Source organism: Streptomyces sp. NPDC058758 (assembly GCF_042746075.1).
Lineage (GTDB): Bacteria > Actinomycetota > Actinomycetes > Streptomycetales > Streptomycetaceae > Streptomyces.
On sequence record NZ_JBHYPS010000005.1, the window covers coordinates 161471 to 186920 of the forward strand.

Sequence of the window (25450 nt, forward strand, 5' to 3'; positions counted from 1 at the left end):
TTGTCGCCTCCCGCGGCCGAAGCGGCCGAAACGGTACTCCGGGTTCCCCAGCACTTCTCTTGAACACCACGTTGCCGCAGTCAAGGAGAGTCATCGAGCGATGGCCGGTCCCGCGTTCCGCGCCGCCGCCGTACGGGTGCGCGTCCCCGCCACCAGCGCCAACCTCGGCCCGGGCTTCGACGCCTTCGGCCTGTCGCTGGGCCTCTACGACGACGTGGTCGTCCGGGTCGCCGACTCCGGGCTGCACGTCGACATCGCCGGAGAGGGCGCCGAGACGCTCCCGCGCGACGAGCGCCACCTGCTCGTACGCTCCCTGCGCACGGCCTTCGACCTGCTCGGCGGTCAGCCGCGCGGCCTGGAGGTCGTCTGCGCCAACCGCATCCCGCACGGCCGCGGCCTCGGCTCCTCCTCCGCCGCCATCTGCGCCGGCATCGTCGCCGCACGCGCCGTGACCATAGGCGGGGACGCCAAGCTCGACGAGGCCGCCCTGCTGGAGCTGGCCACCGAGATCGAGGGCCACCCCGACAACGTCGCCGCCTGTCTGCTCGGCGGCTTCACCCTCGCGTGGACCGAGGCCGGCGCCGCGCGGGCGATCCGGATGGATCCCTCGGATTCCATCGTTCCGGTGGTCTTCGTGCCCGGGAAGCCGGTGCTGACCGAGACCGCCCGGGGCCTGCTGCCGCGCACCGTCCCGCACGTGGACGCCGCCGCCAACGCCGGGCGCGCCGCCCTCCTCGTCGAGGCCCTGACCCGCCGCCCCGAGCTGCTGCTCGCGGCCACCGAGGACCGGCTGCACCAGGAGTACCGGGCCCCCGCGATGCCGGAGAGCATCGCCCTCGTGAACCGGCTGCGGGCCGACGGCGTGCCCGCGGTCATCTCCGGCGCGGGCCCCACGGTCCTCGCGCTGGCCGACAACGGGACGGCCGACAAGGTCGCCCTGCTCGCGGGCGAGGGCTGGGCCGCCAACCGGCTCGACCTCGACGCGTCCGGAGCGAGCGTGCTGCCGCTGGCGCCCTGACGGCGCGGCGGCGGACGCCGTACGGGACGCCGGGCAGCGTTCCGAACACGCGATTGCCGGTGAGGGAGAGGGGGAATGTTTGTTGGAGCCGGTAGTGTTAATCTCAAGTCTGCACCCGACCTCTTTGTGGAGCGGTGCGGAGTGTCCCCTCAGGGACCACCCATTCTTCCGGGAGCCTCCCCAACTGCCTGAGCAGCCTGCCTGAGCAGTTTCGAGCACGCTCCGGAACCGGCACGACACCCCTCGCTCATCGCACGCGAGGGCCGAGCAGGGGGCGCTCGGGCCGGACCCACAGCACGTTTTTCCTCTCCTCTCGCCGCATCCCGGCGGGACCACCGCCCCGGACACGGTCCACCAACCAGGACCGCTGCCGGACAGCACAACCGGTCGCCGAGCCACAGGGCCGACGTCCGCTCCAGGGAAGGACCCTTCGTGAGCGACACCACCGATCTGATGGGCGTGACTGCCGACAGCACTGTCGACGCCACCGCGCCCGCCGCAGGTGCTGCCAGTGGCGGCACCGCACGGCGCCGCCGCTCCGGCACCGGCCTCGAGGGCATGGTCCTGGCCGAGCTGCAGCAGGTCGCGTCCGGCCTCGGCATCAGGGGCACCGCGCGGATGCGCAAGGGCCAGCTGATCGAGGTCATCAAGGAGGCGCAGGCCGGCGGAGGCGCCGCCCAGGCCGCAGGGCCTGGGGGAGGCGCCGCCGCCCCCGCCAAGACCGAGGCCGCCGCCGAGGCCAAGCCGAAGCGCCGCGCCACCTCCAAGGCCCGTACGGGCGAGTCCGCCGAGGCCGCGGAGCCGAAGGCGGAGAAGGCCGAGCAGGCCCCCGCCCAGCAGCAGATCGACATCCCGGGCCAGCCGTCGAAGTCGCCCGCCGCCGAGCAGGGCGACGAGCAGCCGGCCGGCGAGCGCCGCCGCCGCCGCGCCACCGCCCCCGCCGGTTCGCCGGAGGGTGCCGAGGGCGCGCAGGCCGTCAAGACCGAGGCCCGCACCGAGGTCCGTACCGAGGCCAAGGGCGAGCAGCAGGGCGACAAGGCCGAGGCCGCCGCGGACGGCGCCGAGGGCCGCACCCGCCGGGACCGCCGGGACCGCCGCGACCGCCAGCGCGAGCGCGGCAAGGGCGACGACCAGCAGCAGGGCGGCGGCCAGCGCAAGGACCAGCAGCGCCAGGGCCAGGGTCAGGGCCAGGGTCAGGGCCAGCAGCAGGGCCAGGGCCAGCGCCCGCAGGGCGGCGGCCTCCCGCAGGACGACGACGACGACTTCGACGGCGGCCGCCGCGGGCGTCGCGGCCGCTACCGCGACCGCCGCGGGCGTCGCGGGCGCGACGAGTTCGCCGCCGCCGGCGAGCCGCAGGTCTCCGACGACGACGTCCTGATCCCCGTCGCGGGCATCCTCGACATCCTCGACAACTACGCGTTCATCCGGACCTCCGGCTACCTGCCCGGTCCGAACGACGTGTACGTCTCCCTCGCCCAGGTCCGCAAGAGCGGCCTGCGCAAGGGCGACCACCTCACCGGCGCGGTCCGCCAGCCGAAGGAGGGCGAGCGCCGCGAGAAGTTCAACGCGCTGGTCCGCCTCGACTCGGTCAACGGCATGGCGCCGGACTCCGGCCGCGGCCGTCCCGAGTTCAACAAGCTGACCCCGCTCTACCCCCAGGACCGGCTCCGCCTGGAGTCCGACCCGGGCGTGCTGACCACCCGGATCATCGACCTCGTGTCGCCGATCGGCAAGGGCCAGCGCGGTCTGATCGTGGCCCCGCCGAAGACCGGCAAGACCATGATCATGCAGGCGATCGCCAACGCGATCACCCACAACAACCCCGAGTGCCACCTGATGGTCGTCCTGGTCGACGAGCGTCCGGAAGAGGTCACCGACATGCAGCGGTCGGTGAAGGGCGAGGTCATCTCCTCGACCTTCGACCGCCCGGCCGAGGACCACACCACCGTCGCCGAGCTGGCCATCGAGCGCGCCAAGCGCCTCGTCGAGCTGGGTCACGACGTGGTCGTCCTGCTGGACTCCATCACCCGTCTGGGCCGCGCGTACAACCTCGCGGCGCCCGCCTCCGGCCGCATCCTGTCCGGTGGTGTCGACTCGACCGCGCTCTACCCGCCGAAGCGCTTCTTCGGCGCCGCGCGCAACATCGAGGACGGCGGCTCGCTGACCATCCTGGCCACCGCGCTGGTCGACACCGGCTCGCGCATGGACGAGGTGATCTTCGAGGAGTTCAAGGGCACCGGCAACATGGAGCTCAAGCTCGACCGGAAGCTCGCCGACAAGCGGATCTTCCCGGCCGTCGACGTCGACGCCTCGGGCACCCGCAAGGAGGAGATCCTCCTCGGCAGCGACGAGCTCGCCATCACCTGGAAGCTCCGCCGCGTGCTGCACGCGCTCGACCAGCAGCAGGCCATCGAGCTGCTTCTGGACAAGCTCAAGCAGACGAAGTCGAACGCCGAGTTCCTGCTGCAGATCCAGAAGACGACGCCGGGAGGCGGCAACAACGACTGACGTCGTCGGTGACGCGGGGAGACCCGCGTCACACCGCGGGTGACGGCCCCGTAGCCGTGATCCGTTCGTGACCTGCGCGAACACCGTGCCCGCCACTCCCCGAGTGGCGGGCACGGTGCGTTGCGGGCGGCTCGCCCACCGAAACCTCACAGGTCCGTATGCAACCCTTTCGGGTGCTTCGCCGTCACAAAAGGTGAACCATAGGCCCGAGGGAAGACGATGACCGAGCAGACCAGCAGCGGGCGCGCACGCGGTGGCGCCACCGGACGCCGCCGCAAACCGCCCGCCAAGCGCCGCCGCCGCGTCGGCACAGCCGTCTCCGGCGCCGCCGCCGTGCTCGTCCTGGCCGGCGCAGGACTCGGCTACGTGTACCTCAAGCTCGACGGCAACCTCCAGGGCGTCGACATCAACGCCCAGCTGGGCGCCGACCGCCCCAAGAACATCGACAACGGCTCGATGGACATCCTCGTCCTCGGCTCCGACTCCCGCTCCGGCGACAACGGCGCCTACGGCAAGGACGAGGGCGGCGCCCGCTCCGACACCGCGATGGTCCTCCACGTCTACGAGGGCCACAAGAAGGCGAGCGTCGTCTCCATACCGCGCGACACCCTCGTCGACCGCCCCGCCTGCACCGACGGCCGGGGCGCCGAGACGCCCGGCGAGACCCGCGCCATGTTCAACACCGCGTACGAGGTCGGCGGCCCCGCCTGCGCCGTCAAGACCGTCGAGGCCATGTCCGGCATCCGCATGGACCACTACGTCGAGGTCGACTTCACCGGCTTCAAGAAGCTCATCGACACCCTCGGCGGCGTCGAGATCACCACCACCCGGGCCATCAAGGACTCCAAGAGCCACCTCGACCTGGAGCCCGGCACCCACACCCTCGACGGCGAGCAGTCCCTCGGCCTCGTCCGCACCCGCAAGAGCGTCGGCGACGGCAGCGACCTCGGCCGCATCCAGCTCCAGCAGGCCTTCATGAAGGCCTTCATCGAGCAGGTCAAGGACGTCGGCGTCGGCACCAACCCGAAGAAGCTCCTCGACCTCGCCGACGCCGCCACCAAGGCCATCACCCCGGACTCCGAGCTCGACTCCGTCCAGGAGCTGATGGGCTTCGCCCGGGGCCTCACCGGCATCTCGGCCCAGAACGTCCAGATGGTGACGCTCCCCGTCCGGTACGACCCCCGGGACCCCAACCGGGTCGTCCCCGTCGAGGAGAAGGCGCAGCAGGTGTGGACCGCCCTGGAGGGCGACCTGCCGATCCCCGCCGCCGCCACCGAGGACACCGCCACCGGCCGGGCCGACGGCGTCGTGGAGTAGCCCCTCCCGGGGCCCCGCGGGACCCCGGGAATACCGGCGGCCCCACCCCGGTTTGGGGAGATGCGGCCGGTCCTGGCAGACTGGTACGTCGGCCCCGGTTCACGTCCGCCGCAACCCGCGGCGACGACCCGGCGCCCTCCCGGAACTAGGAGACACCTTGAAGCGCGAGATCCACCCCGAGTACGTCGAGACCCAGGTCAGCTGCACCTGTGGCGCGTCGTTCACCACCCGCAGCACCCTGACCGAGGGCACCATCCGTGCCGAGGTCTGCTCCGAGTGCCACCCGTTCTACACGGGCAAGCAGAAGATCCTCGACACCGGCGGCCGCGTGGCCCGCTTCGAGGCCCGCTTCGGCAAGGCCGCCGGCTCCGCCAAGAAGTAGCGAGCCCCCGCGCCGGTCATCGGCCGCCCCCGCGCGGGGCGGCCGGGACCGGCGCTTTGGCGTCCCCGTAGCACCACACGAAACCAGGAGCCCGAGATGTTCGAGGCCGTCGAGGAACTGGTCGGCGAGCACGCCGACCTCGAGAAGAAGCTCGCGGATCCGTCGGTCCACGCCGACCAGGCCAACGCGCGCAAGCTGAACAAGCGCTACGCCGAGCTGACCCCGATCGTCGGCACGTACCGCTCCTGGAAGCAGACCGGGGACGACATCGAGACCGCGCGCGAGTTCGCGCACGACGACCCCGACTTCGCCGCCGAGGTCAAGGAGCTGGAGAAGCAGCGCGAGGAGCTCACCGAGAAGCTCCGCCTCCTGCTGATCCCGCGCGACCCCAGCGACGACAAGGACGTCATCCTGGAGATCAAGGCCGGCGCCGGCGGCGACGAGTCCGCCCTCTTCGCCGGGGACCTGCTCCGCATGTACCTCCGCTACGCCGAGCGCGTCGGCTGGAAGACCGAGCTCATCGACGCCACCGAGTCCGAGCTCGGCGGCTACAAGGACGTCCAGGTCGCCGTGAAGACCAAGGGCGGCAACGGCGCCACCGAGCCCGGCCAGGGCGTCTGGGCCCGCCTCAAGTACGAGGGCGGCGTCCACCGCGTGCAGCGCGTGCCCGCCACCGAGTCCCAGGGCCGCATCCACACCTCCGCCGCCGGCGTGCTCGTCACCCCGGAGGCCGAGGAGGTCGACGTCGAGATCCACGCCAACGACCTGCGCATCGACGTCTACCGCTCCTCCGGCCCCGGCGGCCAGTCGGTCAACACCACCGACTCCGCGGTCCGCATCACCCACCTGCCGACCGGCATCGTCGCCTCCTGCCAGAACGAGAAGAGCCAGCTCCAGAACAAGGAGCAGGCCCTGCGCATCCTGCGCTCCCGGCTCCTCGCCGCCGCCCAGGAGAAGGCCGAGGCCGAGGCCGCCGACGCCCGCCGCAGCCAGGTCCGCACGGTCGACCGCTCCGAGAAGATCCGCACGTACAACTTCCCGGAGAACCGCATCTCCGACCACCGCGTCGGCTTCAAGGCGTACAACCTCGACCAGGTCCTCGACGGCGAGCTCGACGCCGTCATCCAGGCCTGCGTCGACGCCGACTCGGCGGCCAAGCTCGCCGCGACCTGAGGCGGCCCGGGACCGCCGGCGCCGGCAGCCCGGCACCGGCGGTCCCCGGCATCCGTCCGAGGCATCCCCCCGCCCCACCCCGCACCACGGAGGACCAGCGTGAACCTGCTGCTTGCCGAGGTGGCCCAGGCCACCCAGCGGCTGGCCGACGCCGGCGTTCCCTCACCGCGTTTCGACGCCGAGGAGCTCGCCGCGTTCGTGCACGGCGTCAAGCGGGGGGAGCTGCACAACGTCAAGGACGCCGACTTCGACGCCCGCTACTGGGAGGCCATCGCCCGCCGCGAGGCCCGCGAACCGCTCCAGCACATCACCGGCCGGGCGTTCTTCCGCTATCTGGAGCTCCAGGTCGGCCCCGGCGTCTTCGTGCCCCGCCCGGAGACCGAGTCCGTGGTCGGCTGGGCCATAGACGCCGTCCGCGCGATGGACGTCGTCGAGCCGCTGATCGTCGACCTCTGCACCGGCTCCGGCGCCATCGCCCTCGCGATGGCCCAGGAGGTGCCGCGTTCGCGCGTCCACGCCGTCGAACTCTCCGACGACGCCCTCGTCTGGACCCGGAAGAACGCCCGGGACTCCCGCGTCACCGTCCACCAGGGCGACGCGCTCACCGCGCTCCCGGAGCTCAACGGCCAGGTCGACCTCGTCATCTCCAACCCGCCCTACATCCCGCTCACCGAGTGGGAGTACGTGGCGCCCGAGGCCCGCGACCACGACCCCGAGATGGCGCTCTTCTCCGGCGAGGACGGCCTCGACACCATCCGCGGCATCGAGCGCACCGCCCACCGGCTGCTGCGCCCCGGCGGCCTCGTCGTCATCGAGCACGCGGACACCCAGGGCGGCCAGGTCCCGTGGATCTTCAACGAGGAGTCGGGCTGGGCGGACGCCGCCGACCACCCCGACCTGAACAACCGGCCGCGCTTCGCGACCGCCCGCAAGGCGATGCCGTGAGCCGGCACCGCACCGCCACCCCAGAGGAGGAGCGCGACTGATGGCACGCCGATACGACTGCAACGAGGCGACCGACCGCGCGACCGGCCTGCGCGAAGCCGCGTCGGCCGTCCGCCGCGGCGAACTCGTCGTGCTCCCCACCGACACCGTGTACGGGCTCGGCGCGGACGCCTTCGGCAGCGAGGCCGTCGCGGACCTGCTCGCCGCCAAGGGCCGGGGGCGCACCATGCCCACCCCCGTCCTCATCGGCTCCCCGAACACCCTCCACGGCCTCGTCACCGACTTCTCCGAGCACGCGTGGGAGCTCGTCGACGCCTTCTGGCCCGGCCCGCTCACCCTCGTCGCCCGCCACCAGCCGTCCCTCCAGTGGGACCTCGGCGACACCCGCGGCACCGTCGCCATCCGCATGCCGCTGCACCCGGTCGCCATCGAGCTGCTCACCGAGGTCGGCCCGATGGCCGTCTCCTCGGCCAACGTCACCGGGCACCCGGCGCCGGAGGACTGCGACGCCGCCCAGCAGATGCTCGGCGACTCCGTCTCCGTCTACCTCGACGGCGGCCCGACGCCCGGCATCGTCCCCTCCTCCATCGTCGATGTCACGGGCAAGGTCCCGGTGCTGCTGCGCGAGGGCGCGCTGTCACCGGAGGAGCTCCGCAAGGTCGTACCCGACCTCGAGGTGGCCAGTTGACCGCCCCTGAGGGGCGTGGCATAGCGGGGTACGCGTACGAGCACGACGGCACCTTCCGCATCCTCCACGTCAGCACCGGCAACGTCTGCCGCTCGCCCATCACCGAGCGGCTGACCCGCCACGCCCTGGGCGAGCGCCTCGGCGACGGGCTCGGCCGGGGACTCATCGTGGAGAGCGCCGGCACCTGGGGCCACGAGGGCGCCCCCATGGAGACCAACGCGGAGCTGGTCCTCGCCGACTTCGGCGCCGACCACAGCGGCTTCGTCGGACGCGAGCTCCTCGACGAGCACGTCATCCGCGCCGACCTCGTCCTCACCGCGACCCGCGACCACCGCGCGCAGGTCATCTCGATGGGCCACTCGGCCGGACTGCGCACCTTCACCCTGAAGGAGTTCACCCGCCTGGTCCGCGCCATCGACCCCGCCACCCTCCCGGACCCCCGCGACGGCGTGGTCGAACGCGCACGCGCCCTGGTCCGCGCGGCCGCCGCTCTACGCGGGTGGCTCCTCGCCCCCTCCGCCGAAGCGGACGAGGTCAACGACCCCTACGGCGCCCCCATCACCGTCTTCCGCTCCATCGGCGAGGAGATCCAGGAGGCCCTGGACCCGGTCGTCACGGCCCTGACGGGCGTGCCCACGCGCCGCTGACGGGCGCCCCGCCGCGGCGCTGACGGGCGGTCCCGACACGGCCCTGACGGGCGTCCCCGCGCGGCGGTGAGGGGTGTTGCGGTGCGGTCCCGCGCCTCCCGGCGGCGTCCGGGGGCGCGGGGGAGGGAGCGCGCCTACATTGGTGCTACGTCCCTCCAGGCACGGAGTCAGCCATGTCGGTCAGCGCGCCCCCAGAAGAGGTCCTCGACGTCCTGCGGCGGCAGGACCCGGAGATCGCCGACGTGCTGCTGGGGGAGGCCCGGCGGCAGGCCGAGACGCTCCAGCTGATCGCGGCGGAGAACTTCACCTCGCCGGCCGTGCTGGCGACGCTGGGGTCGCCGCTCGCCAACAAGTACGCCGAGGGGTATCCGGGCGCCCGGCACCACGGCGGCTGCGAGTACGCCGACGCGGCCGAGCGCATCGCCGTGGAACGGGCCACCGCGCTCTTCGGAGCCGATCATGCCAACCTCCAGCCCCACTCGGGCTCCTCGGCCGTCCTGGCGGCGTACGCGGCCCTTCTGAAGCCCGGTGACACGGTCCTCGCCATGGGCCTGGGCCACGGCGGGCACCTGACCCACGGTTCGCCCGCCAACTTCTCCGGCCGCTGGTTCGACTTCGTCCCGTACGGCGTCGACGCCGAGAGCGGGCTGATCGACTACGAGCAGGTCGCCGCGCTCGCCCGCCACCACCGGCCGACGGCGATCGTGTGCGGCTCGATCTCCTATCCCCGCCACCCCGACTACGCGCTCTTCCGCGCCGTCGCCGACGAGGTGGGGGCGTACCTCATCGCCGACGCGGCCCACCCCATCGGCCTCGTCGCCGGGGGCGCGGCGCCGAACCCCGTCCCGTACGCCGACGTCGTCTGCGCCACCACCCACAAGGTGCTGCGCGGGCCGCGCGGCGGGATGCTGCTGTGCACGGCCGAGCTGGCCGAGCGGGTCGACCGGGCGGTCTTCCCCTTCACCCAGGGCGGCGCCCAGATGCACACCATCGCGGCGAAGGCGGTGGCCCTGGGGGAGGCGTCCACCCCGGCCTTCGCGACGTACGCCCATCGTGTGGTGGAACACGCGCGGGTCCTCGCGGCCGCGCTCGCCGCCGAGGGCTTCGCGCTGACCACCGGCGGCACCGACACCCACCTCATCACCGCCGACCCCGCGCCGCTGGGCGTCGACGGGCGCACCGCGCGGGCCCGCCTCTCCGCCGCGGGCCTGGTCCTCGACACCTGCGCGCTGCCCCACGGGGACGGGCGGGGGATCCGGCTCGGCACCGCCGCCGTCACCACCCAGGGGATGGGCGCCCCGGAGATGGCCGGAATCGCCGCGCTGTTCACGGCCGCGCTGCGGGACGAACCGGAGGAGACGGCTCGGGTACGCGCCGAGGTACGGGAGCTGACCAGGAGTTTTCCCCCGTATGGACGGTGAGCCGGAAGCGGTCGCAACCGTTCCGCGCCCCCTGGTGTCTCCCACCACATGGACGGCACGGCTAGGGTGTGGGGCTGAGATGGCCAGCGATTCTGTGGGGACAGCCCGTGCGTGATTACCTGCTGACGCTCTGTGTCACGGCCGCGGTGACCTATCTGCTGACCGGTCCGGTGCGGAAGTTCGCCATCGCGACCGGCGCGATGCCCGAGATCCGCGCGCGCGACGTGCACCGAGAACCGACTCCGCGGCTCGGTGGCATCGCCATGTTCTTCGGCCTCTGCGCGGGCCTGCTGGTCGCCGACCACCTCCAGAACCTCAACAGCGTCTTCGACCAGTCGAACGAGCCGCGCGCGCTGCTCTCCGGCGCCGCCCTGATCTGGCTGATCGGCGTCCTGGACGACAAGTTCGAGCTGGACGCGCTGATCAAGCTCGGCGCCCAGATGATCTCGGCCGGCGTGATGGTGGCGCAGGGCCTGACGATCCTGTGGCTGCCGATCCCGGGCGTCGGCACCGTCGCGCTGACCCAGTGGCAGGGCACCCTCCTGACGGTCGCCCTGGTCGTCCTGACGATCAACGCGGTCAACTTCGTCGACGGCCTCGACGGCCTCGCCGCCGGCATGGTCTGCATCGCCACCGGCGCCTTCTTCCTGTACGCGTACCGCCTCTGGTACGGCTACACGATCGAGGCGGCGGCCCCCGCGACCCTCTTCGCCGCGATCCTCATGGGCATGTGCCTGGGCTTCCTCCCGCACAACATGCACCCGGCGCGGATCTTCATGGGCGACTCGGGATCGATGCTGATCGGCCTGATCCTGGCCGCCTCCGCCATCTCGATCACCGGCCAGGTGGACCCGGACACCCTGAAGATCTTCGAGGGCTCTACCCGGCAGGCGACCCACGCGGCCCTGCCCGTCTTCATCCCGCTGATCCTGCCGCTGACCATCATCGCGATCCCGATGACCGACCTGGTCCTGGCGATCGTGCGGCGCACCTGGAAGGGCCAGTCGCCCTTCGCCGCCGACCGCGGCCACCTGCACCACCGCCTCCTGGAGATCGGCCACTCGCACAGCCGGGCCGTGCTGATCATGTACTTCTGGTCCGCGCTGATCGCCTTCGGCACGCTCGCGTACTCGGTGCACTCGACGTCCATGTGGATCGTGCTGGCCGTCACCGCGCTGAGCGCCCTCGGGCTGGTGCTGCTCCTGATGCCGCGCTTCTCGCCGCGGGCGCCCCGCTGGGCGGAGGCGGTCGTCCCGCCCCGCTACCGGCGGCGCGGGCCGGTCCCCGAACCGGAGCCGGAGCACGGGGCCGCCGAGGAGGAGCGGGTCCCGGTGCCGGCCGGGCTGCACGGTTCGACGGCCATCGGTCACCGCTCGCGCTTCTCCGACCGGCGGAAGGCCGGGACGCCGAGTTGACGTCCCGTCACTGACGGCTGACGAAAGCCTCAGCGGGGCCCAATACCAGACAAGGTGCCCCGCTGTCGCGCACAACCGCGCGTTGTAACCCTCATGTGTGACAGTTGGCACACCCCATGAGTAAAGACCTATTCAAATAGTTTGTGATACGGTTCACGAGACCCGGCGACAGTGCCGAAAGACCGTAGTGCGACGGTCTGTTGGCCCCGAGACCCACCTCGGACCGGGCTTACGCTCGTCCCTGACGACACCATCGCCCCCTCCATCAAAAGCGGAGACACCGCCATGCCTTCCAGCGACGCACGCCTCCTTCTCTCGGCCGTCGTACCCACTGCCGCCGTCGGCGCCATCGCCACGGTGATCAGCGGCATCGTCGCCGGCGGGAAGGGCGCGATCGGCGCCGTCCTCGGCACCCTGGTGGTCCTCCTCTTCATGGGCATCGGGATGCTGGTGCTGCAGCGGACGGCGAAGAAACTTCCGCAGCTGTTCCAGGCCATGGGGCTCTTGCTCTACACGACCCAGCTGCTGGTCCTGTTCGTCTTCCTGGCCTTGCTGAAGGGCACCACGGTGTTCGACTTCAAGGCCTTCGCCTTCACGCTGCTCGCGGCGACCGTGGTGTGGGTCGCGGCCCAGGCCCGTGCCTACATGAAGGCCAAGATCGCGTACGTCGAGCCCGAGAAAACGGGTTCGAAGTCGTGAAGGGTAGGGCCGGGATAAAGACGCGTTCGGCTTCCTGCTATCGTCCGGTGCCAACTGCGGCATTGCGGGCGCGGGCATCCGAAGCGGCGCCTGTCCCAGCGCGAGGCTCGATGCCGACCCGCCGCCCCCTTATCCGTAAGACCAGTCCAGTGCCGACCCGCGGCTGCTCGCCGCGCCGACACAACGAGGTTGCCGTACCTATGCGCCACGCTGAAGGAGCCCGCGGTGAGTGCTGACCAGACGCTTGCCTTCGACCCGGATTGCCACATCTTCACCGGATGCGGCTTCCCGGCTCCGGGCCTGCACACGTTCATCTACGAGCCGATCGCGACGTGGGGCAGCTTCGAGCTGACCAAGCCCATGCTGCTCGCGGTCCTGAGCTCCGTCGTGGTGGTCGGTTTCTTCTGGGCGGCCTTCCGCAAGCCGAAGCTGGTCCCCGGCAAGATGCAGATGATCGGCGAAGCCGGCTACGACTTCGTGCGCCGCGGCATCGTCTACGAGATCATCGGCAAGAAGGACGGCGAGAAGTACGTCCCCTTCATGGTCTCCATGTTCTTCCTCGTCTGGATGATGAACCTCTGGTCGATCATCCCGCTGGCCCAGTTCCCGGTCACCTCGCTGATCGCCTTCCCGGCGGCCCTCGCGCTGATCGTGTACGTGCTCTGGGTGTCGCTGACCTTCAAGAAGCACGGCTTCGTCGGCGGCTGGAAGAACATCGTCGGCTGGGACAAGTCCCTCGGCCCGATCCTGCCGCTGGTCGTCGTCCTCGAGTTCTTCTCGAACCTGATCATCCGGCCCTTCACGCACGCGGTCCGACTGTTCGCGAACATGTTCGCCGGTCACCTGCTGATCGTGATGTTCTCGCTGGCCTCCTGGTACCTGCTCAACGGCATCGGCGTCATCTACGCCGGCACGTCCTTCGTGATGGTGCTCGTGATGACCGCCTTCGAGCTCTTCATCCAGGCCGTCCAGGCGTACGTCTTCGTGCTCCTGGCCTGCAGCTACGTCCAGGGCGCGCTCTCCGAGCACCACTGAGCCCCCTGCCACGGACCAGCTCCACCACCCACCCCGCAGTCTCCGGTGGCCAACCCCCACCGGGTCCTTGAAAGAGAAGGAAGAACCGGCATGTCCGCTCTCCAGACCCTTGCTGCTGTCGAAGGCAACGTCGCCGCCATCGGTTACGGCCTCGCCGCGATCGGCCCCGGCGTCGGCGTCGGCATCATCTTCGGTAACGGCACCCAGGCCCTCGCCCGCCAGCCCGAGGCGGCCGGCCTGATCCGCACCAACCAGATCATGGGTTTCGCCTTCTGTGAGGCGCTCGCCCTCATCGGCATCGTCATGGGCTTCGTCTACTAAGCCTGCTTCTCGACGACAGCCACATTTTCACGGAAGGCACTGATGTGAACGCTCTGCTTCTTGCGGCCGAGGGGGAGCCCCAGCCCCCCCTCCTCCCGCATCTTGACGAGCTCGTCATCGGCCTGATCGCCTTCGTCATCGTCTTCGGCTTCCTCGCCAAGAAGCTCCTCCCGAACATCAACAAGGTTCTGGTCGAGCGCCGCGAGGCCATCGAGGGTGGCATCGAGAAGGCCGAGTCGGCCCAGATCGAGGCTCAGAGTGTGCTGGAGCAGTACAAGGCACAGCTTGCCGAGGCCCGCCACGAGGCCGCGCGTCTCCGCCAGGAGGCGACGGAGCAGGGCACCGCGATCATCCAGGAGATGAAGGCGGAGGGCCAGCGCCAGCGCGAGGAGATCATCGCCGCCGGCCACACGCAGATCGAGGCCGACCGCAAGGCCGCCGCCTCCTCCCTGCGTCAGGACGTCGGCAAGCTCGCCACTGACCTGGCCGGCAAGCTGGTCGGCGAGTCCCTCCAGGACACCGCCCGCCAGAGCCGCACGATCGACCGCTTCCTCGACGAGCTCGAGGAGAAGGCTGAGGCCGTCCGATGAACGGAGCGAGCCGTGAGGCACTGGCCGCCGCCCGCGAAGCCCTCGACGCGCTGACCGACAACACCTCGGTCGACGCGGCGAAGCTCGCGGACGAGCTGGCCGCGGTCACCGTCCTGTTCGACCGCGAGGTGTCGCTGCGCCGGGTCCTGACCGACCCCGCCCAGTCGGGTGAGGCCAAGGCCGAGCTCGCGCAGCGACTCCTGACCGGTCAGGTGGGCGGCGAGACCGTCGACCTGGTGTCCGGCATGGTCCGGTCCCGCTGGTCGCGCTCCCGCGACCTCGTCGACGCGGCCGAGGAGCTGGCGAACACCGCCGACCTCACCGCGGCCCAGAAGGCGGGCGCCCTCGACGACGTCGAGGACGAGCTGTTCCGCTTCGGCCGGATCGTGTCCTCCAGCACCGAGCTCCGCTCGGCGCTGACGGACAAGACCGCCAAGCCCGCCGCCAAGGGCGAGCTGCTGCGCACGCTGCTCGGCGGCAAGGCCAACGCCACCACCGAGCGCCTGGTCGTCCGTCTGGTGACCCAGCCCCGGGGACGTAGCCTGGAGGTGGGACTCGAGTCCCTGTCCAAGCTCGCCGCGGCGCGCCGGGACCGGATGGTCGCGGTCGTCACCTCGGCGGTGCCGCTGTCCGACCAGCAGAAGCAGCGCCTCGGCGCCGTACTGGCGAAGCTGTACGGCCGCGCGATGCACCTGAACCTGGACGTGGACCCCGCGGTCCTCGGCGGGATCTCGGTGCGGGTCGGCGACGAGGTCATCGACGGCACGGTCTCCGAGCGCCTCGACGAGGCGAAGCGGCGGCTGGCCGGCTGACGGCTCACGCCGCCGGCAACACAACACGCATCACAGCGGCCCGGTTGGGCCGTGCAGAGATTGCAGAAGATTCCTGGGGGTCGGCCCCCAGACCCCTTAAGAAACTTCGGGCCCAACAAGGAGAGCAGGGAACCCAGATGGCGGAGCTCACGATCCGGCCGGAGGAGATCCGGGACGCGCTGGAGACCTTCGTCCAGTCGTACCAGCCGGACGCGGCCTCGCGCGAGGAGGTCGGCACGGTCAGCCTGGCCGGTGACGGCATCGCGAAGGTCGAGGGTCTTCCCTCGGCCATGGCGAACGAGCTGCTGAAGTTCGAGGACGGCACCCTCGGTCTCGCGCTGAACCTCGAAGAGCGCGAGATCGGTGCGATCGTTCTCGGCGAGTTCAGCGGCATCGAGGAGGGACAGTCGGTGCAGCGCACCGGCGAGGTCCTCTCCGTCGGCGTCGGCGAGGGATACCTGGGTCGCGTCGTCGACCCGCTTGGCAACCCGATCGACGGTCTCGGCGAGATCGCGACCGAGGGCCGCCGCGCCCTCGAACTGCAGGCCCCCGGCGTCATGGCCCGCAAGTCGGTCCACGAGCCGATGGAGACCGGCTACAAGGCCGTCGACGCCATGACCCCGGTCGGCCGTGGTCAGCGTCAGCTGATCATCGGCGACCGCCAGACGGGCAAGACCGCCCTGGCCGTCGACACGATCATCAACCAGCGCGACAACTGGCGCTCGGGCGACGTGAACAAGCAGGTCCGCTGCATCTACGTCGCCGTCGGCCAGAAGGGCTCCACCATCGCGTCCGTGCGCGGCGCGCTGGAGGAGGCCGGTGCGCTCGAGTACACGACGATCGTCGCGGCCCCGGCGTCCGACCCGGCCGGCTTCAAGTACCTCGCCCCGTACACCGGCTCGGCCATCGGCCAGCACTGGATGTACCAGGGCAAGCACGTCCTGATCGTCTTCGACGACCTGTCGAAGCAGGCCGACGCCTACCGCGCCGTGTCCCTGCTGCTGCGCCGCCCGCCGGGCCGCGAGGCCTACCCGGGTGACGTCTTCTACCTGCACTCCCGCCTCCTGGAGCGTTGCGCCAAGCTCTCGGACGAGCTGGGTGCCGGCTCGATGACCGGTCTGCCGATCGTCGAGACCAAGGCGAACGACGTCTCGGCGTTCATCCCGACCAACGTCATCTCCATCACCGACGGCCAGTGCTTCCTGGAGTCCGACCTGTTCAACGCCGGCCAGCGCCCGGCCCTGAACGTCGGTATCTCGGTCTCCCGAGTCGGTGGCTCCGCCCAGCACCCGGCCATGAAGCAGATCGCCGGCCGCCTCCGCGTGGACCTCGCCCAGTTCCGTGAGCTGGAGGCCTTCGCGGCCTTCGGTTCCGACCTGGACGCGGCCTCGAAGGCGCAGCTGGAGCGCGGTCAGCGCATGGTCGAGCTGCTCAAGCAGGCTCAGTACCAGCCGATGCCGACCGAGAACCAGGTCGTCTCCGTCTGGGCCGGCACCACCGGCAAGATGGACGACGTCCCGGTCGCCGACATCCGTCGCTTCGAGGCCGAGCTCCTGGCGTACCTCCGCCAGAACCACTCCGGTCTCATGACCTCCATCCGTGAGGGCAAGAAGATGTCGGACGACACCCTGACGGCCGTCGCCGACGCCATCGCGGAGTTCAAGAAGCAGTTCGAGACCTCTGACGGCAAGCTGCTCGGCGAGGACGCCCCTGCCGCCGTCAACGTCTCGAAGTGACGACGGAAGGGACCTGACTCATGGGAGCGCAGCTCCGGGTCTACAAGCGTCGCATCAAATCCGTCACCGCGACGAAGAAGATCACCAAGGCGATGGAGATGATCGCCGCCTCGCGCGTGGTCAAGGCTCAGCGCAAGGTGCAGTCCTCGACCCCGTACGCCACCGAGCTCACCCGCGCGGTGACCGCGGTGGCCACGGGTGCGAACGACAAGCACCCGCTGACCACCGAGGCCGAGAACCCGACCCGTGCCGCGGTGCTGCTCCTCGCGAGCGACCGCGGTCTGGCCGGCGCCTTCAACTCCAACGCCATCAAGGCGGCGGAGCAGCTCATCAAGCGCCTGGAGGGCGAGGGCAAGGAGGTCGACGTCTACGCCGTCGGCCGCCGCGGCATCGCGCACTTCAACTTCCGTGAGCGCAAGCTGGCCGGCTCGTGGGCCGGCTTCACGGACGAGCCGACGTACGCGGACGCCAAGAAGATCGGCGCGCCGCTGATCGAGGCGATCGAGAAGGACACGGCCGAGGGTGGTGTGGACGAGCTCCACATCGTCTACACCGAGTTCGTCTCGATGATGACGCAGACGGCGGTCGAGGCCCGGCTGCTGCCCCTCAGCCTCGACGAGGTCGCGAAGGAGGCCGGCGAGTCGGACACGCTCCGCCCGCTGTACGACTTCGAGCCGTCGGCGGAGGACGTCCTGGACGCCCTTCTGCCGCGCTACGTCGAGAGCCGGATCTACAACGCGCTGCTCCAGTCGTCGGCGTCGAAGCACGCCGCGACGCGGCGCGCGATGAAGTCGGCGACCGACAACGCGGGAGAGCTGATCAACAACCTCTCCCGACTTGCCAACGCGGCCCGCCAGGCCGAAATCACCCAGGAAATCAGCGAGATCGTCGGTGGCACCGCAGCCCTGGCCGACGCGACCGCGGGGAGTGACAAGTAATGACGACCACTGTTGAGACGGCCGCCGCCACGGGCCGCGTCGCCCGGGTCATCGGCCCGGTCGTCGACGTGGAGTTCCCCGTCGACGCGATGCCGGAGATCTACAACGCCCTCCACGTCGAGGTCGCCGACCCGGCCGAGGACGGCGCCAAGAAGACCCTGACGCTCGAGGTCGCGCAGCACCTCGGCGACGGTGTCGTCCGCGCCATCTCCATGCAGCCCACCGACGGCCTGGTCCGCCAGGCCCCCGTGGTGGACACCGGCGACGGCATCACCGTGCCCGTCGGCGACGTCACCAAGGGCCGCGTGTTCAACACGCTGGGTCAGATCCTGAACGAGCCCGAGGCGGAGTCGGAGGTCGGCGAGCGCTGGTCCATCCACCGCAAGGCCCCGGCGTTCGACCAGCTCGAGTCGAAGACCGAGATGTTCGAGACCGGCCTCAAGGTCGTCGACCTCCTCACCCCGTACGTCAAGGGTGGAAAGATCGGTCTGTTCGGTGGTGCCGGTGTCGGCAAGACCGTTCTGATCCAGGAAATGATCATGCGTGTGGCGAAGCTGCACGACGGTGTTTCCGTGTTCGCCGGTGTCGGCGAGCGCACCCGTGAGGGCAACGACCTCATCCAGGAGATGGAGGAGTCCGGCGTTCTGGACAAGACCGCCCTGGTCTTCGGCCAGATGGACGAGCCCCCGGGCACCCGTCTGCGCGTCGCCCTCGCCGGTCTGACCATGGCGGAGTACTTCCGCGATGTGCAGAAGCAGGACGTGCTGTTCTTCATCGACAACATCTTCCGCTTCACCCAGGCCGGTTCCGAGGTGTCGACCCTGCTCGGCCGCATGCCCTCCGCGGTGGGTTACCAGCCGAACCTGGCCGACGAGATGGGTCTCCTCCAGGAGCGCATCACCTCGACCCGTGGTCACTCGATCACCTCGATGCAGGCGATCTACGTCCCCGCCGACGACCTCACCGACCCGGCGCCGGCGACCACCTTCGCCCACCTCGACGCGACGACGGTTCTCTCCCGTCCGATCTCCGAGAAGGGCATCTACCCGGCCGTGGACCCGCTGGACTCCACGTCCCGGATCCTGGACCCGCGCTACATCGCGCAGGACCACTACGACGCCGCCATGCGCGTCAAGGGCATCCTGCAGAAGTACAAGGACCTCCAGGACATCATCGCGATCCTCGGTATCGACGAGCTCAGCGAGGAGGACAAGCTCGTCGTGCACCGTGCGCGTCGTGTCGAGCGCTTCCTGTCGCAGAACACCCACGCCGCCAAGCAGTTCACCGGTGTGGACGGTTCGGACGTTCCGCTGGACGAGTCGATCGCCGCGTTCAACGCGATCTGCGACGGCGAGTTCGACCACTTCCCGGAGCAGGCGTTCTTCATGTGCGGTGGTCTTGAGGACCTCAAGAACAACGCCAAGGAGCTCGGCGTCTCCTGAGCCCCGTGCTCGCCCGAGGGGGGCGGGAGCCGTTCCCGCCCCCCTCTCCACGCCCCTTAGAATTGATCCCAACACCCGGCAGCCCCGCCGGGTGGTGAACCGAGGAGCCCACCCTTGGCTGCTGAGCTGCACGTCGAGCTGGTCGCCGCGGACCGGAGTGTCTGGTCCGGCGAGGCCACCCTGGTCATCGCGCGTACCACCTCCGGCGACATCGGCGTCATGCCCGGTCACCAGCCGCTGCTCGGTGTGCTGGAGTCGGGCCCGGTGACCATCCGCACGAGCGAGGGCGCCACCGTCGTGGCCGCCGTCCACGGCGGTTTCATCTCCTTCGCCGACGACAAGCTGTCGCTCCTTGCGGAGATCGCCGAGCTGGCGGACGAGATCGACGCCCAGCGTGCCGAGCGCGCGCTGGAGCGCGCCAAGTCGGACGAGGACGCCGCCGCCGAGCGGCGCGCCGAGGTCCGGCTGCGCGCGGTAGCGGTCCGCTAGCGGACCCGCGACCGAAGAGTAGTGCCCTCAGCCGCGGCACGGCTGGAATGTTCCAGACCGTGCCGCGGCTGAGGCGATGCAGATGCAGGTTGTATTCGGTGAGGCCGGCGGCGCCGGTCACGGGACGCAGCGAGGAGGTCGGTGAAGATGTTCCTCGCGCTGCTCGTGTGCGGCCTGGTCGTCGCACTGGTGGTGATCGGGCTCTTCGTCTTCGGCTTGCGCCGCAGGCTGATCCAGCGGGCCGGCGGCACCTTCGACTGTTCGCTGCGCTGGGACGTCCCGGAGGAGCCGGACCTCAGCGGCAAGGGCTGGGTGTACGGCGTCGCCCGGTACAGCGGTGACGAGATCGCCTGGTTCCGGGTCTTCTCGTACGCGCCCCGGCCGCGCCGCTTCCTGGAGCGCTCGGCCATCGTGGCCCTGGAGCGCCGGATGCCGGAGGGCGAGGAGGAGCTGGCGCTGCTCTCGGACTCGGTGATCCAGCCCTGCATGTACAACGGGGTCCGGCTGGAGCTCGCGATGAGCGAGGACGCCCGGACCGGTTTCATGGCCTGGCTGGAGGCGGCGCCTCCGGGCCAGAGGGTGAACGTCGCCTAGGCGGTCGTACGGAACACGGAAGCGGGGGACGGTGTGCTGCACCGTCCCCCGCTTCGTCGTGCCGGTGGCGTTAGCTCAGGCCGCCGTTGATCGCGGAGACCAGCTCGCCGTTGGTGGTGTCACCGCTGAACTCCCAGAAGAAGGCTCCGCCGAGGCCCTGGTTCTTGGCCCAGCCCATCTTGGAGTTGACGGTGGCGGGGGTGTCGTAGCTCCACCAGTTGGTGCCGCAGTGGGCGTAGGCGGTGCCGGCGACGGTGCCGTTGGACGGGCAGGAGGCCTTGAGGACCTTGTAGTCCTCGATGCCCTGCTCGTAGGTGCCCTGCGCCGGTCCGGTCGCCGTGCCGCCGGGGGCGGACTGGGTGACGCCGGTCCAGCCGCGGCCGTAGAAGCCGATGCCGAGCAGCAGCTTGTTGGCCGGGACGCCCTTGGCCTTGAACTTGGCGATCGCCTCGGCGGAGTTGAAGCCCGCCTGCGGGATGCCGGCGTACGAGGTCAGCGGGGAGTGCGGGGCGGTCGGGCCCTTGGCCTCCCAGGCGCCGAAGAAGTCGTACGTCATCACGTTGAGCCAGTCGTAGTACGGCGCGGCGCCCGCGTAGTCGGCGGCGTCGATCTTGCCGCCGGCGGAGGCGTCGGCCGTGACGGCCGCGGTGACCAGGTTGTTCGCGCCGAACTTGGCGCGCATGGCCTGCATCATGTTCTTGAAGGACGCGGCGCCGCTGGTGTCGCAGGTGAGGCCGCAGGCGTTCGGGTACTCCCAGTCGAGGTCGATGCCGTCGAAGACGTCGGCCCAGCGCGGGTCCTCGACCAGGTCGTAGCAGGACTGGGCGAAGGCGGTCGGGTTCTGGACGGCCTGGCCGAAGCCGCCGGACCAGGTCCAGCCGCCGAAGGACCAGAGGATCTTGATGTTCGGGTAGGCCTTCTTCAGCTTGCGCAGCTGGTTGAAGTTGCCGCGCAGCGGCTGGTCCCAGGTGTCGGCGACGCCGTCGACGGACTGGTCGGCGGTGTAGGCCTTGTCGTAGTCGGCGTAGGCGTCGCCGATGGTGCACTTGCCGCCCTGCACGTTGCCGAAGGCGTAGTTGATGTGGGTGATCTTGGACGCGGAGCCCGAGGTCACGATGTTCTTCACGTGGTAGTTGCGGCCGTAGACGCCCCAGTTGGTGAAGTAGCCCATCTTGACGGCCTTCGGCGGCGGCGGGGTGTCGCCGCCGGTGGTGCGCACCGGGGTCGGGCCGGCGGCGGGGCCGGTCTGGTCGATGGTGTCGCGGGCCACGACGCTGTAGGTGTAGTCGGTCCCGGCGGTGAGGCCCTGGTCGGTGTAGGTCAGGGCCGTGGTGGTGGTGACCTTCGTGCCGTTGCGCAGGACGTCGTAGTTCTTGACGCCCTTGTCGTCGGTGGCGGCGCCCCAGCTGAGCTTCACCGAGGTGTTGGTGACGTCGGAGGCGACCGGGGTGCCGGGGGCCGAGGGCGGGTTGTCGCCGGGCTGCTGGGTGCCGTCGCAGGAGGCGCCGTTGATCTTACAGCCGCTGGGGGCGCCGGAGCCGGAGCCGTTGTAGCCGAAGGAGACCGAGGCGCCGGGGGCCAGGGTGCCGTTCCAGCCGACGTTCTTGGCCGTCCAGTGGTCGCCGCTGTTGGTGACGGTGGCGTCCCACGCGGAGGTGACCCTGGTGCCGGAGGGGTAGTCCCACTCCAGGTTCCAGGAGGAGATGGAGGTGGTGCCGGTGTTCTTGATGGTCCAGTTGGCGCCGAAGCCGGTGCCCCAGTCCTGGGTCTTGGTGTAGGTCGCGGTGACCGAGGTGGCGGCTTCCGCGGGGGAGGCGAGGCCGACCATGGCGGCGAGCGGGAGGGCCAGGGCGGTGAGGCCGGCGGCGGCCTTCGCCTTGAAGCCTCTTCGGCGCGTCGGTGCTTGAGTGCTCAACGGTGCTCCTCAAGTTGCGGACGTTCGGGGTGGGGGTGGTCCGGAAGAGTTGCGCGCGCCCCGCGAGCGTAGGAAGGTCTGGACCAATCGTCAAGAGGTCCAGACCAACGTCGGTTCCGTTTCCTCAGAGGCCCAACTCCTGGGCCAGCACCGCCGCTTGGACCCGGCTCCGCAGCCCGAGCTTCCCCAGCACCTTGCTGACGTGCGTCTTCACCGTCGCCTCCGCCATCTCCAGACGCACCGCGATCTCCGCGTTCGACAGACCCGCCCCCAGCGCCGACAGCACCTCCCGCTCCCGGGGCGTCAGCGGCCCCAGCACCGAGGGGTCCGCCCGCGGCCCGGGCCGCGCCCCCGCCGCGAACTCCGCGATCAGCCGCCGGGTCACCGCCGGGGCGATCAGCCCCTCGCCCCGCGCCACCGTCCGCACCGCCTCGATCAGCTCCCGCGCGTCCGCGTTCTTCAGCAGGAAGCCCGCCGCCCCCGCGCGCAGCGCCCCGAAGACGTACTCGTCGAGATCGAAGGTGGTCAGCACCAGCACGTCCGCGAGCCCCTCGGCCACCACCAGCCGGGTCGCCGTCACCCCGTCCATCCGGGGCATCTGCACGTCCATCAGCACCACGTCCGGCCGCAGCTCCCGGGCCAGCTCCACCGCCCGCTCCCCGTCCCCGGCCTCCCCGACCACCTCGACGTCCGGCGCGCTCCCCAGGATCAGCACCAGACCGGCCCGCACCGCGCCCTGGTCCTCGGCCACCACCACCCGCACCGTCATGCCCGCTCCTCCTCGCTCACGTCCACGGGCAGCTCCGCCCGCACCCGCCACACCCTCCCGGCCCCGTTCCCGTCCCCGTCCCCGTCCCCCGCCGCCGGACCGGCCTCCAGCGACCCGCCGAGCAGCGCCACCCGCTCGCGCATCCCCACCAGCCCGGCGCCCGAGCCCGGGGCGCGCGGCCCCGGCCGCTCCCCGTACGGACTCGTCACCGTCACCCGCAGCACCCCGTCCGCGCGCGCCAGCGCCACCCGCACCTCGCCGGGCGCCGCGTGCTTCAGCGCGTTCGTCAGCGCCTCCTGCACGATCCGGTACGCGGCCAGCTCCACCGGCGCCGGCAGCCCCGGGCCGTCCCGCCGGGCGTCGTCCAGGGCGAAGCGCAGCCCGCTCGCCGCCCCGTTCGTCCGCGCCTGCGCCACCAGGGCGTCCAGCCCCGCCAGGCTCGCCGTCGCGGCCGGCTCGGTCTCCGCGCCGCTGTCCCGCAGCAGCCCGATCAGCCGCCGCATCTCCGCGAGCCCCGCCACGCTGTTCTCCCGGATCACGGTGAGCGCCTGCCGGGTGGTGCCGGGGTCGTCGAGGGAGAGCGCCGCCGTCGAGTGGATCGCGATCGCCGACAGGTGGTTGGCCACCATGTCGTGCAGCTCCCGCGCCATCCGCGCCCGCTCCGCCACCACCGCCTGCGCCCGGTCCATCTCGGCGAGCAGCGCGGTCTGCGCGGCGCGCAGCCGGGCCGCCTCCGCCGCCTCCCGGTGGTTGCGCACCACCGAGCCGGTGACCGCGGGCAGGAAGGAGACCATGCCGGTGATCACCCCGACGAGCAGCGCGATCGCGTTCTGCCACCAGACCAGGAAGGCCACCGTGGTGGCGACGGTGACCAGCGCGGTGGTGTACGGGATCCGGCGGGCCTGGGCCGGGGTGCCGTAGACGACCGCCGCGTAGACGACGTCCGTGAACATCAGCACGGTGGCCAGGTTCCCGTCGGTGAGCTGGTCGCCCACGAGGGCGGCCGTGCCCACGGCCAACGCGGTCCGGGGCGCCGCCCGGCGCAGCGCCTCCGCCCCGGCCATCGCCGCCAGCGGCACCAGCGCCGCCCACCGCTGGTCGAAGACCCGGTCGCCCGTGGTGTACAGCCCGTACGACCAGAGCAGCACGCCGACGGCGAAGCCGGCGAGGGCGATCAGCAGATCGTGGCGGTGCGGGCGGGGGAGGGTCACGCACCCCATCCAACACGCCCTTCGGCCCGCGGACGTCGACGTCCGGGCCGATCCGCGCCCGCCCGCCCCTCCGTCGAAGGATGTAGGCGGGTTTCCTCACCCGCGACGACGGAGCGGGCCCTTCCGCACGGGACGCTGGGAAGGACCCGACGGGGGAAGGAAAGGGGAAGCCCGTGATCGTCACGATGATCGTGGTCTGCGAGGTGGGGTTCTGGGTCCTGCTGGCGGCCGGACTCGGTGCCCGCTACCTGCTGCGCATGCCGCGGCTGGGCGCGGCGCTGCTGCTGTGCGAGCCGCTCCTGGAGGTCCTGCTCCTGGTCGTCTCCGCCGTCGACCTCAAGAACGGCGCCGAGCCCAGCTGGCGGCACGGGCTCGCCGCGATCTACATCGGCTACACCGTCGGACACGGGCACCGCACCGTGAAGTGGCTCGACGCCCACGCCGCCCACCGCTTCGACGGCGCGCCCCGCCCCCGTCCGCCCCGCTACGGCATGGCCCGGGCCCGCCACGAGGGCGCGGTCTGGTTCGGCACGCTGATCGCCGGCTCCGTCGCCTCCGTGCTCCTCCTCGCCGCCATCCGGTACGTCGGCGACGCCGGCGACACCGCGAAGCTGGAGGCCTCGATCGTCGGCGTCTGGCGCGCCGTCGGCATCCACGGCCTGATCGCCCTCAGCTACACGGTCTGGCCGAAGAAGGACCCGCACGACGGCCCGGAGAAGACCCCGGCGCTTTCCGCCCGGGACCGGGAGGGGTCCGCCGCCCGGGACCGGGAGGGGTCCGCCGGCCGTCCGTCCTAGCGCTCCCCGCCCGGCACCCAGAGGACGTCCCCGACCTCCTTGTTGGCGACCCGCGCGAGGATGAAGAGCAGGTCCGACAGGCGGTTGAGGTACGTGGCCGTCAGGGGGTTCATCGTCTCGCCGTGGACCTCCAGGGCCGCCCAGGTCGAGCGCTCGGCGCGGCGGACCACCGTGCACGCCTGGTGCAGCAGCGCCGCGCCGGGCGTGCCGCCGGGCAGGATGAAGGAGCGCAGCTTCTCCAGCCGCTCCAGGAAGCGGTCGCAGTCCGCCTCCAGCTTGTCCACGTAGTACTGCTCGACCCGCAGCGGCGGGTACTCCGGGTCCTCCACCACCGGGGTGGCGAGGTCGGCGCCCACGTCGAAGAGGTCGTTCTGGACGCGGGTGAGGACGGCGGCGACCTCCTCCTCCAGCCGCCCCAGGGCGAGCGCGGTGCCGATCACGGCGTTGGCCTCGTTGGCGTCCGCGTAGGCCGCGATCCGGAGGTCGGTCTTGGCGGTGCGGCTCATGTCGCCCAGGGCCGTCGTGCCCCGATCGCCGGTGCGGGTGTAGATGCGCGTCAGATTGACCATGGACCCCACCCTAGTGACA

25 protein-coding genes are annotated in these 25450 nt (G+C 71.1%); 21 read left to right on the forward strand and 4 right to left on the reverse strand.

Going from position 1 to position 25450, the window contains the following annotated elements:
• Positions 1-100 precede the first annotated feature (100 nt).
• From thrB to ACFW6A_RS09110, 20 genes are all read left to right on the forward strand, one after another.
• Positions 101-1018: a homoserine kinase gene (thrB, locus tag ACFW6A_RS09015; protein ID WP_351841406.1), complete on the forward strand. Its 918-nt coding sequence runs from the start codon at positions 101-103 to the stop codon at positions 1016-1018.
• Positions 1019-1450: 432 nt separating this feature from the next.
• Positions 1451-3526, forward strand: coding sequence for a transcription termination factor Rho (gene rho / locus ACFW6A_RS09020; RefSeq protein ID WP_386639585.1), 2076 nt, complete (start codon positions 1451-1453; stop codon positions 3524-3526).
• A gap of 219 nt (positions 3527-3745) precedes the next feature.
• Positions 3746-4843, forward strand: coding sequence for an LCP family protein (locus tag ACFW6A_RS09025; RefSeq protein ID WP_351841402.1), 1098 nt, complete (start codon positions 3746-3748; stop codon positions 4841-4843).
• Positions 4844-5000: 157 nt separating this feature from the next.
• A complete protein-coding gene (gene rpmE / locus ACFW6A_RS09030) occupies positions 5001-5225 on the forward strand; it encodes a 50S ribosomal protein L31 (RefSeq protein WP_030761597.1) in 225 nt (74 codons plus the stop codon).
• A 96-nt stretch (positions 5226-5321) separates the two neighbouring features.
• Positions 5322-6398, forward strand: coding sequence for a peptide chain release factor 1 (gene prfA, locus ACFW6A_RS09035; RefSeq protein ID WP_351841400.1), 1077 nt, complete (start codon positions 5322-5324; stop codon positions 6396-6398).
• Between the two features lie 99 nt (positions 6399-6497).
• Positions 6498-7343, forward strand: a complete 846-nt coding sequence (prmC, locus tag ACFW6A_RS09040; protein WP_351841397.1) for a peptide chain release factor N(5)-glutamine methyltransferase — start codon at positions 6498-6500, stop codon at positions 7341-7343.
• 40 nt (positions 7344-7383) lie between these two features.
• A complete protein-coding gene (locus tag ACFW6A_RS09045) occupies positions 7384-8031 on the forward strand; it encodes an L-threonylcarbamoyladenylate synthase (protein WP_351841395.1) in 648 nt (215 codons plus the stop codon).
• Positions 8028-8678, forward strand: coding sequence for a protein-tyrosine-phosphatase (locus tag ACFW6A_RS09050; RefSeq protein WP_351841393.1), 651 nt, complete (start codon positions 8028-8030; stop codon positions 8676-8678). Before ACFW6A_RS09045 ends, ACFW6A_RS09050 begins: the two co-directional genes overlap by 4 nt.
• A gap of 173 nt (positions 8679-8851) precedes the next feature.
• Positions 8852-10099: a serine hydroxymethyltransferase gene (gene glyA, locus ACFW6A_RS09055; protein WP_351841391.1), complete on the forward strand. Its 1248-nt coding sequence runs from the start codon at positions 8852-8854 to the stop codon at positions 10097-10099.
• A gap of 107 nt (positions 10100-10206) precedes the next feature.
• A complete protein-coding gene (locus ACFW6A_RS09060; RefSeq protein ID WP_351841389.1) occupies positions 10207-11514 on the forward strand; it encodes an MraY family glycosyltransferase in 1308 nt (435 codons plus the stop codon).
• A gap of 285 nt (positions 11515-11799) precedes the next feature.
• A complete protein-coding gene (locus ACFW6A_RS09065; protein ID WP_043219692.1) occupies positions 11800-12213 on the forward strand; it encodes a hypothetical protein in 414 nt (137 codons plus the stop codon).
• A 225-nt stretch (positions 12214-12438) separates the two neighbouring features.
• Positions 12439-13248 carry a F0F1 ATP synthase subunit A gene (gene atpB / locus ACFW6A_RS09070; RefSeq protein WP_043219694.1) on the forward strand — a complete coding sequence of 270 codons (810 nt, stop codon included), beginning with the start codon at positions 12439-12441 and terminating at the stop codon, positions 13246-13248.
• A 90-nt stretch (positions 13249-13338) separates the two neighbouring features.
• Positions 13339-13569 carry an ATP synthase F0 subunit C gene (gene atpE / locus ACFW6A_RS09075; RefSeq protein WP_006346597.1) on the forward strand — a complete coding sequence of 77 codons (231 nt, stop codon included), beginning with the start codon at positions 13339-13341 and terminating at the stop codon, positions 13567-13569.
• A gap of 44 nt (positions 13570-13613) precedes the next feature.
• Positions 13614-14159: a F0F1 ATP synthase subunit B gene (locus ACFW6A_RS09080; protein WP_351841386.1), complete on the forward strand. Its 546-nt coding sequence runs from the start codon at positions 13614-13616 to the stop codon at positions 14157-14159.
• On the forward strand, positions 14156-14971 hold the full coding sequence (locus ACFW6A_RS09085) for a F0F1 ATP synthase subunit delta (RefSeq protein ID WP_351841384.1): 816 nt from the start codon (positions 14156-14158) through the stop codon (positions 14969-14971). The genes ACFW6A_RS09080 and ACFW6A_RS09085 overlap by 4 nt, the downstream gene beginning before the upstream one ends.
• Positions 14972-15108: 137 nt before the next feature.
• Positions 15109-16707, forward strand: coding sequence for a F0F1 ATP synthase subunit alpha (atpA, locus tag ACFW6A_RS09090; protein ID WP_189947030.1), 1599 nt, complete (start codon positions 15109-15111; stop codon positions 16705-16707).
• 20 nt (positions 16708-16727) lie between these two features.
• Positions 16728-17645 (forward strand): F0F1 ATP synthase subunit gamma, encoded by a 918-nt coding sequence (locus ACFW6A_RS09095; RefSeq protein ID WP_351841381.1) that lies wholly within the window; start codon positions 16728-16730, stop codon positions 17643-17645.
• Positions 17645-19087 carry a F0F1 ATP synthase subunit beta gene (gene atpD / locus ACFW6A_RS09100; protein WP_351841379.1) on the forward strand — a complete coding sequence of 481 codons (1443 nt, stop codon included), beginning with the start codon at positions 17645-17647 and terminating at the stop codon, positions 19085-19087. The genes ACFW6A_RS09095 and atpD overlap by 1 nt, the downstream gene beginning before the upstream one ends.
• Positions 19088-19201: 114 nt before the next feature.
• On the forward strand, positions 19202-19576 hold the full coding sequence (locus tag ACFW6A_RS09105; protein WP_031006240.1) for a F0F1 ATP synthase subunit epsilon: 375 nt from the start codon (positions 19202-19204) through the stop codon (positions 19574-19576).
• Between the two features lie 147 nt (positions 19577-19723).
• Entirely contained in the window at positions 19724-20170 is a 447-nt protein-coding gene (locus ACFW6A_RS09110) for a DUF2550 domain-containing protein (protein WP_150233122.1), read from the forward strand.
• A gap of 70 nt (positions 20171-20240) precedes the next feature.
• On the opposite strand, the gene ACFW6A_RS09115 is transcribed toward ACFW6A_RS09110, so the two are convergent.
• The 3 genes from ACFW6A_RS09115 to ACFW6A_RS09125 all read right to left on the reverse strand — a co-directional run bounded on the left by ACFW6A_RS09115 (position 20241) and on the right by ACFW6A_RS09125 (position 24074).
• On the reverse strand, positions 20241-21998 hold the full coding sequence (locus ACFW6A_RS09115; protein WP_351841494.1) for a glycoside hydrolase family 18 chitinase: 1758 nt from the start codon (positions 21996-21998) through the stop codon (positions 20241-20243).
• 211 nt (positions 21999-22209) lie between these two features.
• On the reverse strand, positions 22210-22854 hold the full coding sequence (locus tag ACFW6A_RS09120) for a response regulator transcription factor (protein ID WP_351841376.1): 645 nt from the start codon (positions 22852-22854) through the stop codon (positions 22210-22212).
• Positions 22851-24074, reverse strand: a complete 1224-nt coding sequence (locus ACFW6A_RS09125) for a sensor histidine kinase (RefSeq protein WP_386639590.1) — start codon at positions 24072-24074, stop codon at positions 22851-22853. The genes ACFW6A_RS09120 and ACFW6A_RS09125 overlap by 4 nt, the downstream gene beginning before the upstream one ends.
• Positions 24075-24238: 164 nt before the next feature.
• On the opposite strand from ACFW6A_RS09125, the gene ACFW6A_RS09130 reads away from it, so the two are divergent.
• On the forward strand, positions 24239-24862 hold the full coding sequence (locus tag ACFW6A_RS09130) for a hypothetical protein (RefSeq protein WP_386639593.1): 624 nt from the start codon (positions 24239-24241) through the stop codon (positions 24860-24862).
• Here the strand turns inward: ACFW6A_RS09130 and ACFW6A_RS09135 are convergent.
• A complete protein-coding gene (locus ACFW6A_RS09135) occupies positions 24859-25431 on the reverse strand; it encodes a cob(I)yrinic acid a,c-diamide adenosyltransferase (RefSeq protein ID WP_351841370.1) in 573 nt (190 codons plus the stop codon). The two genes, ACFW6A_RS09130 and ACFW6A_RS09135, sit on opposite strands and share 4 nt — an antisense overlap.
• Positions 25432-25450: the final 19 nt, after the last annotated feature.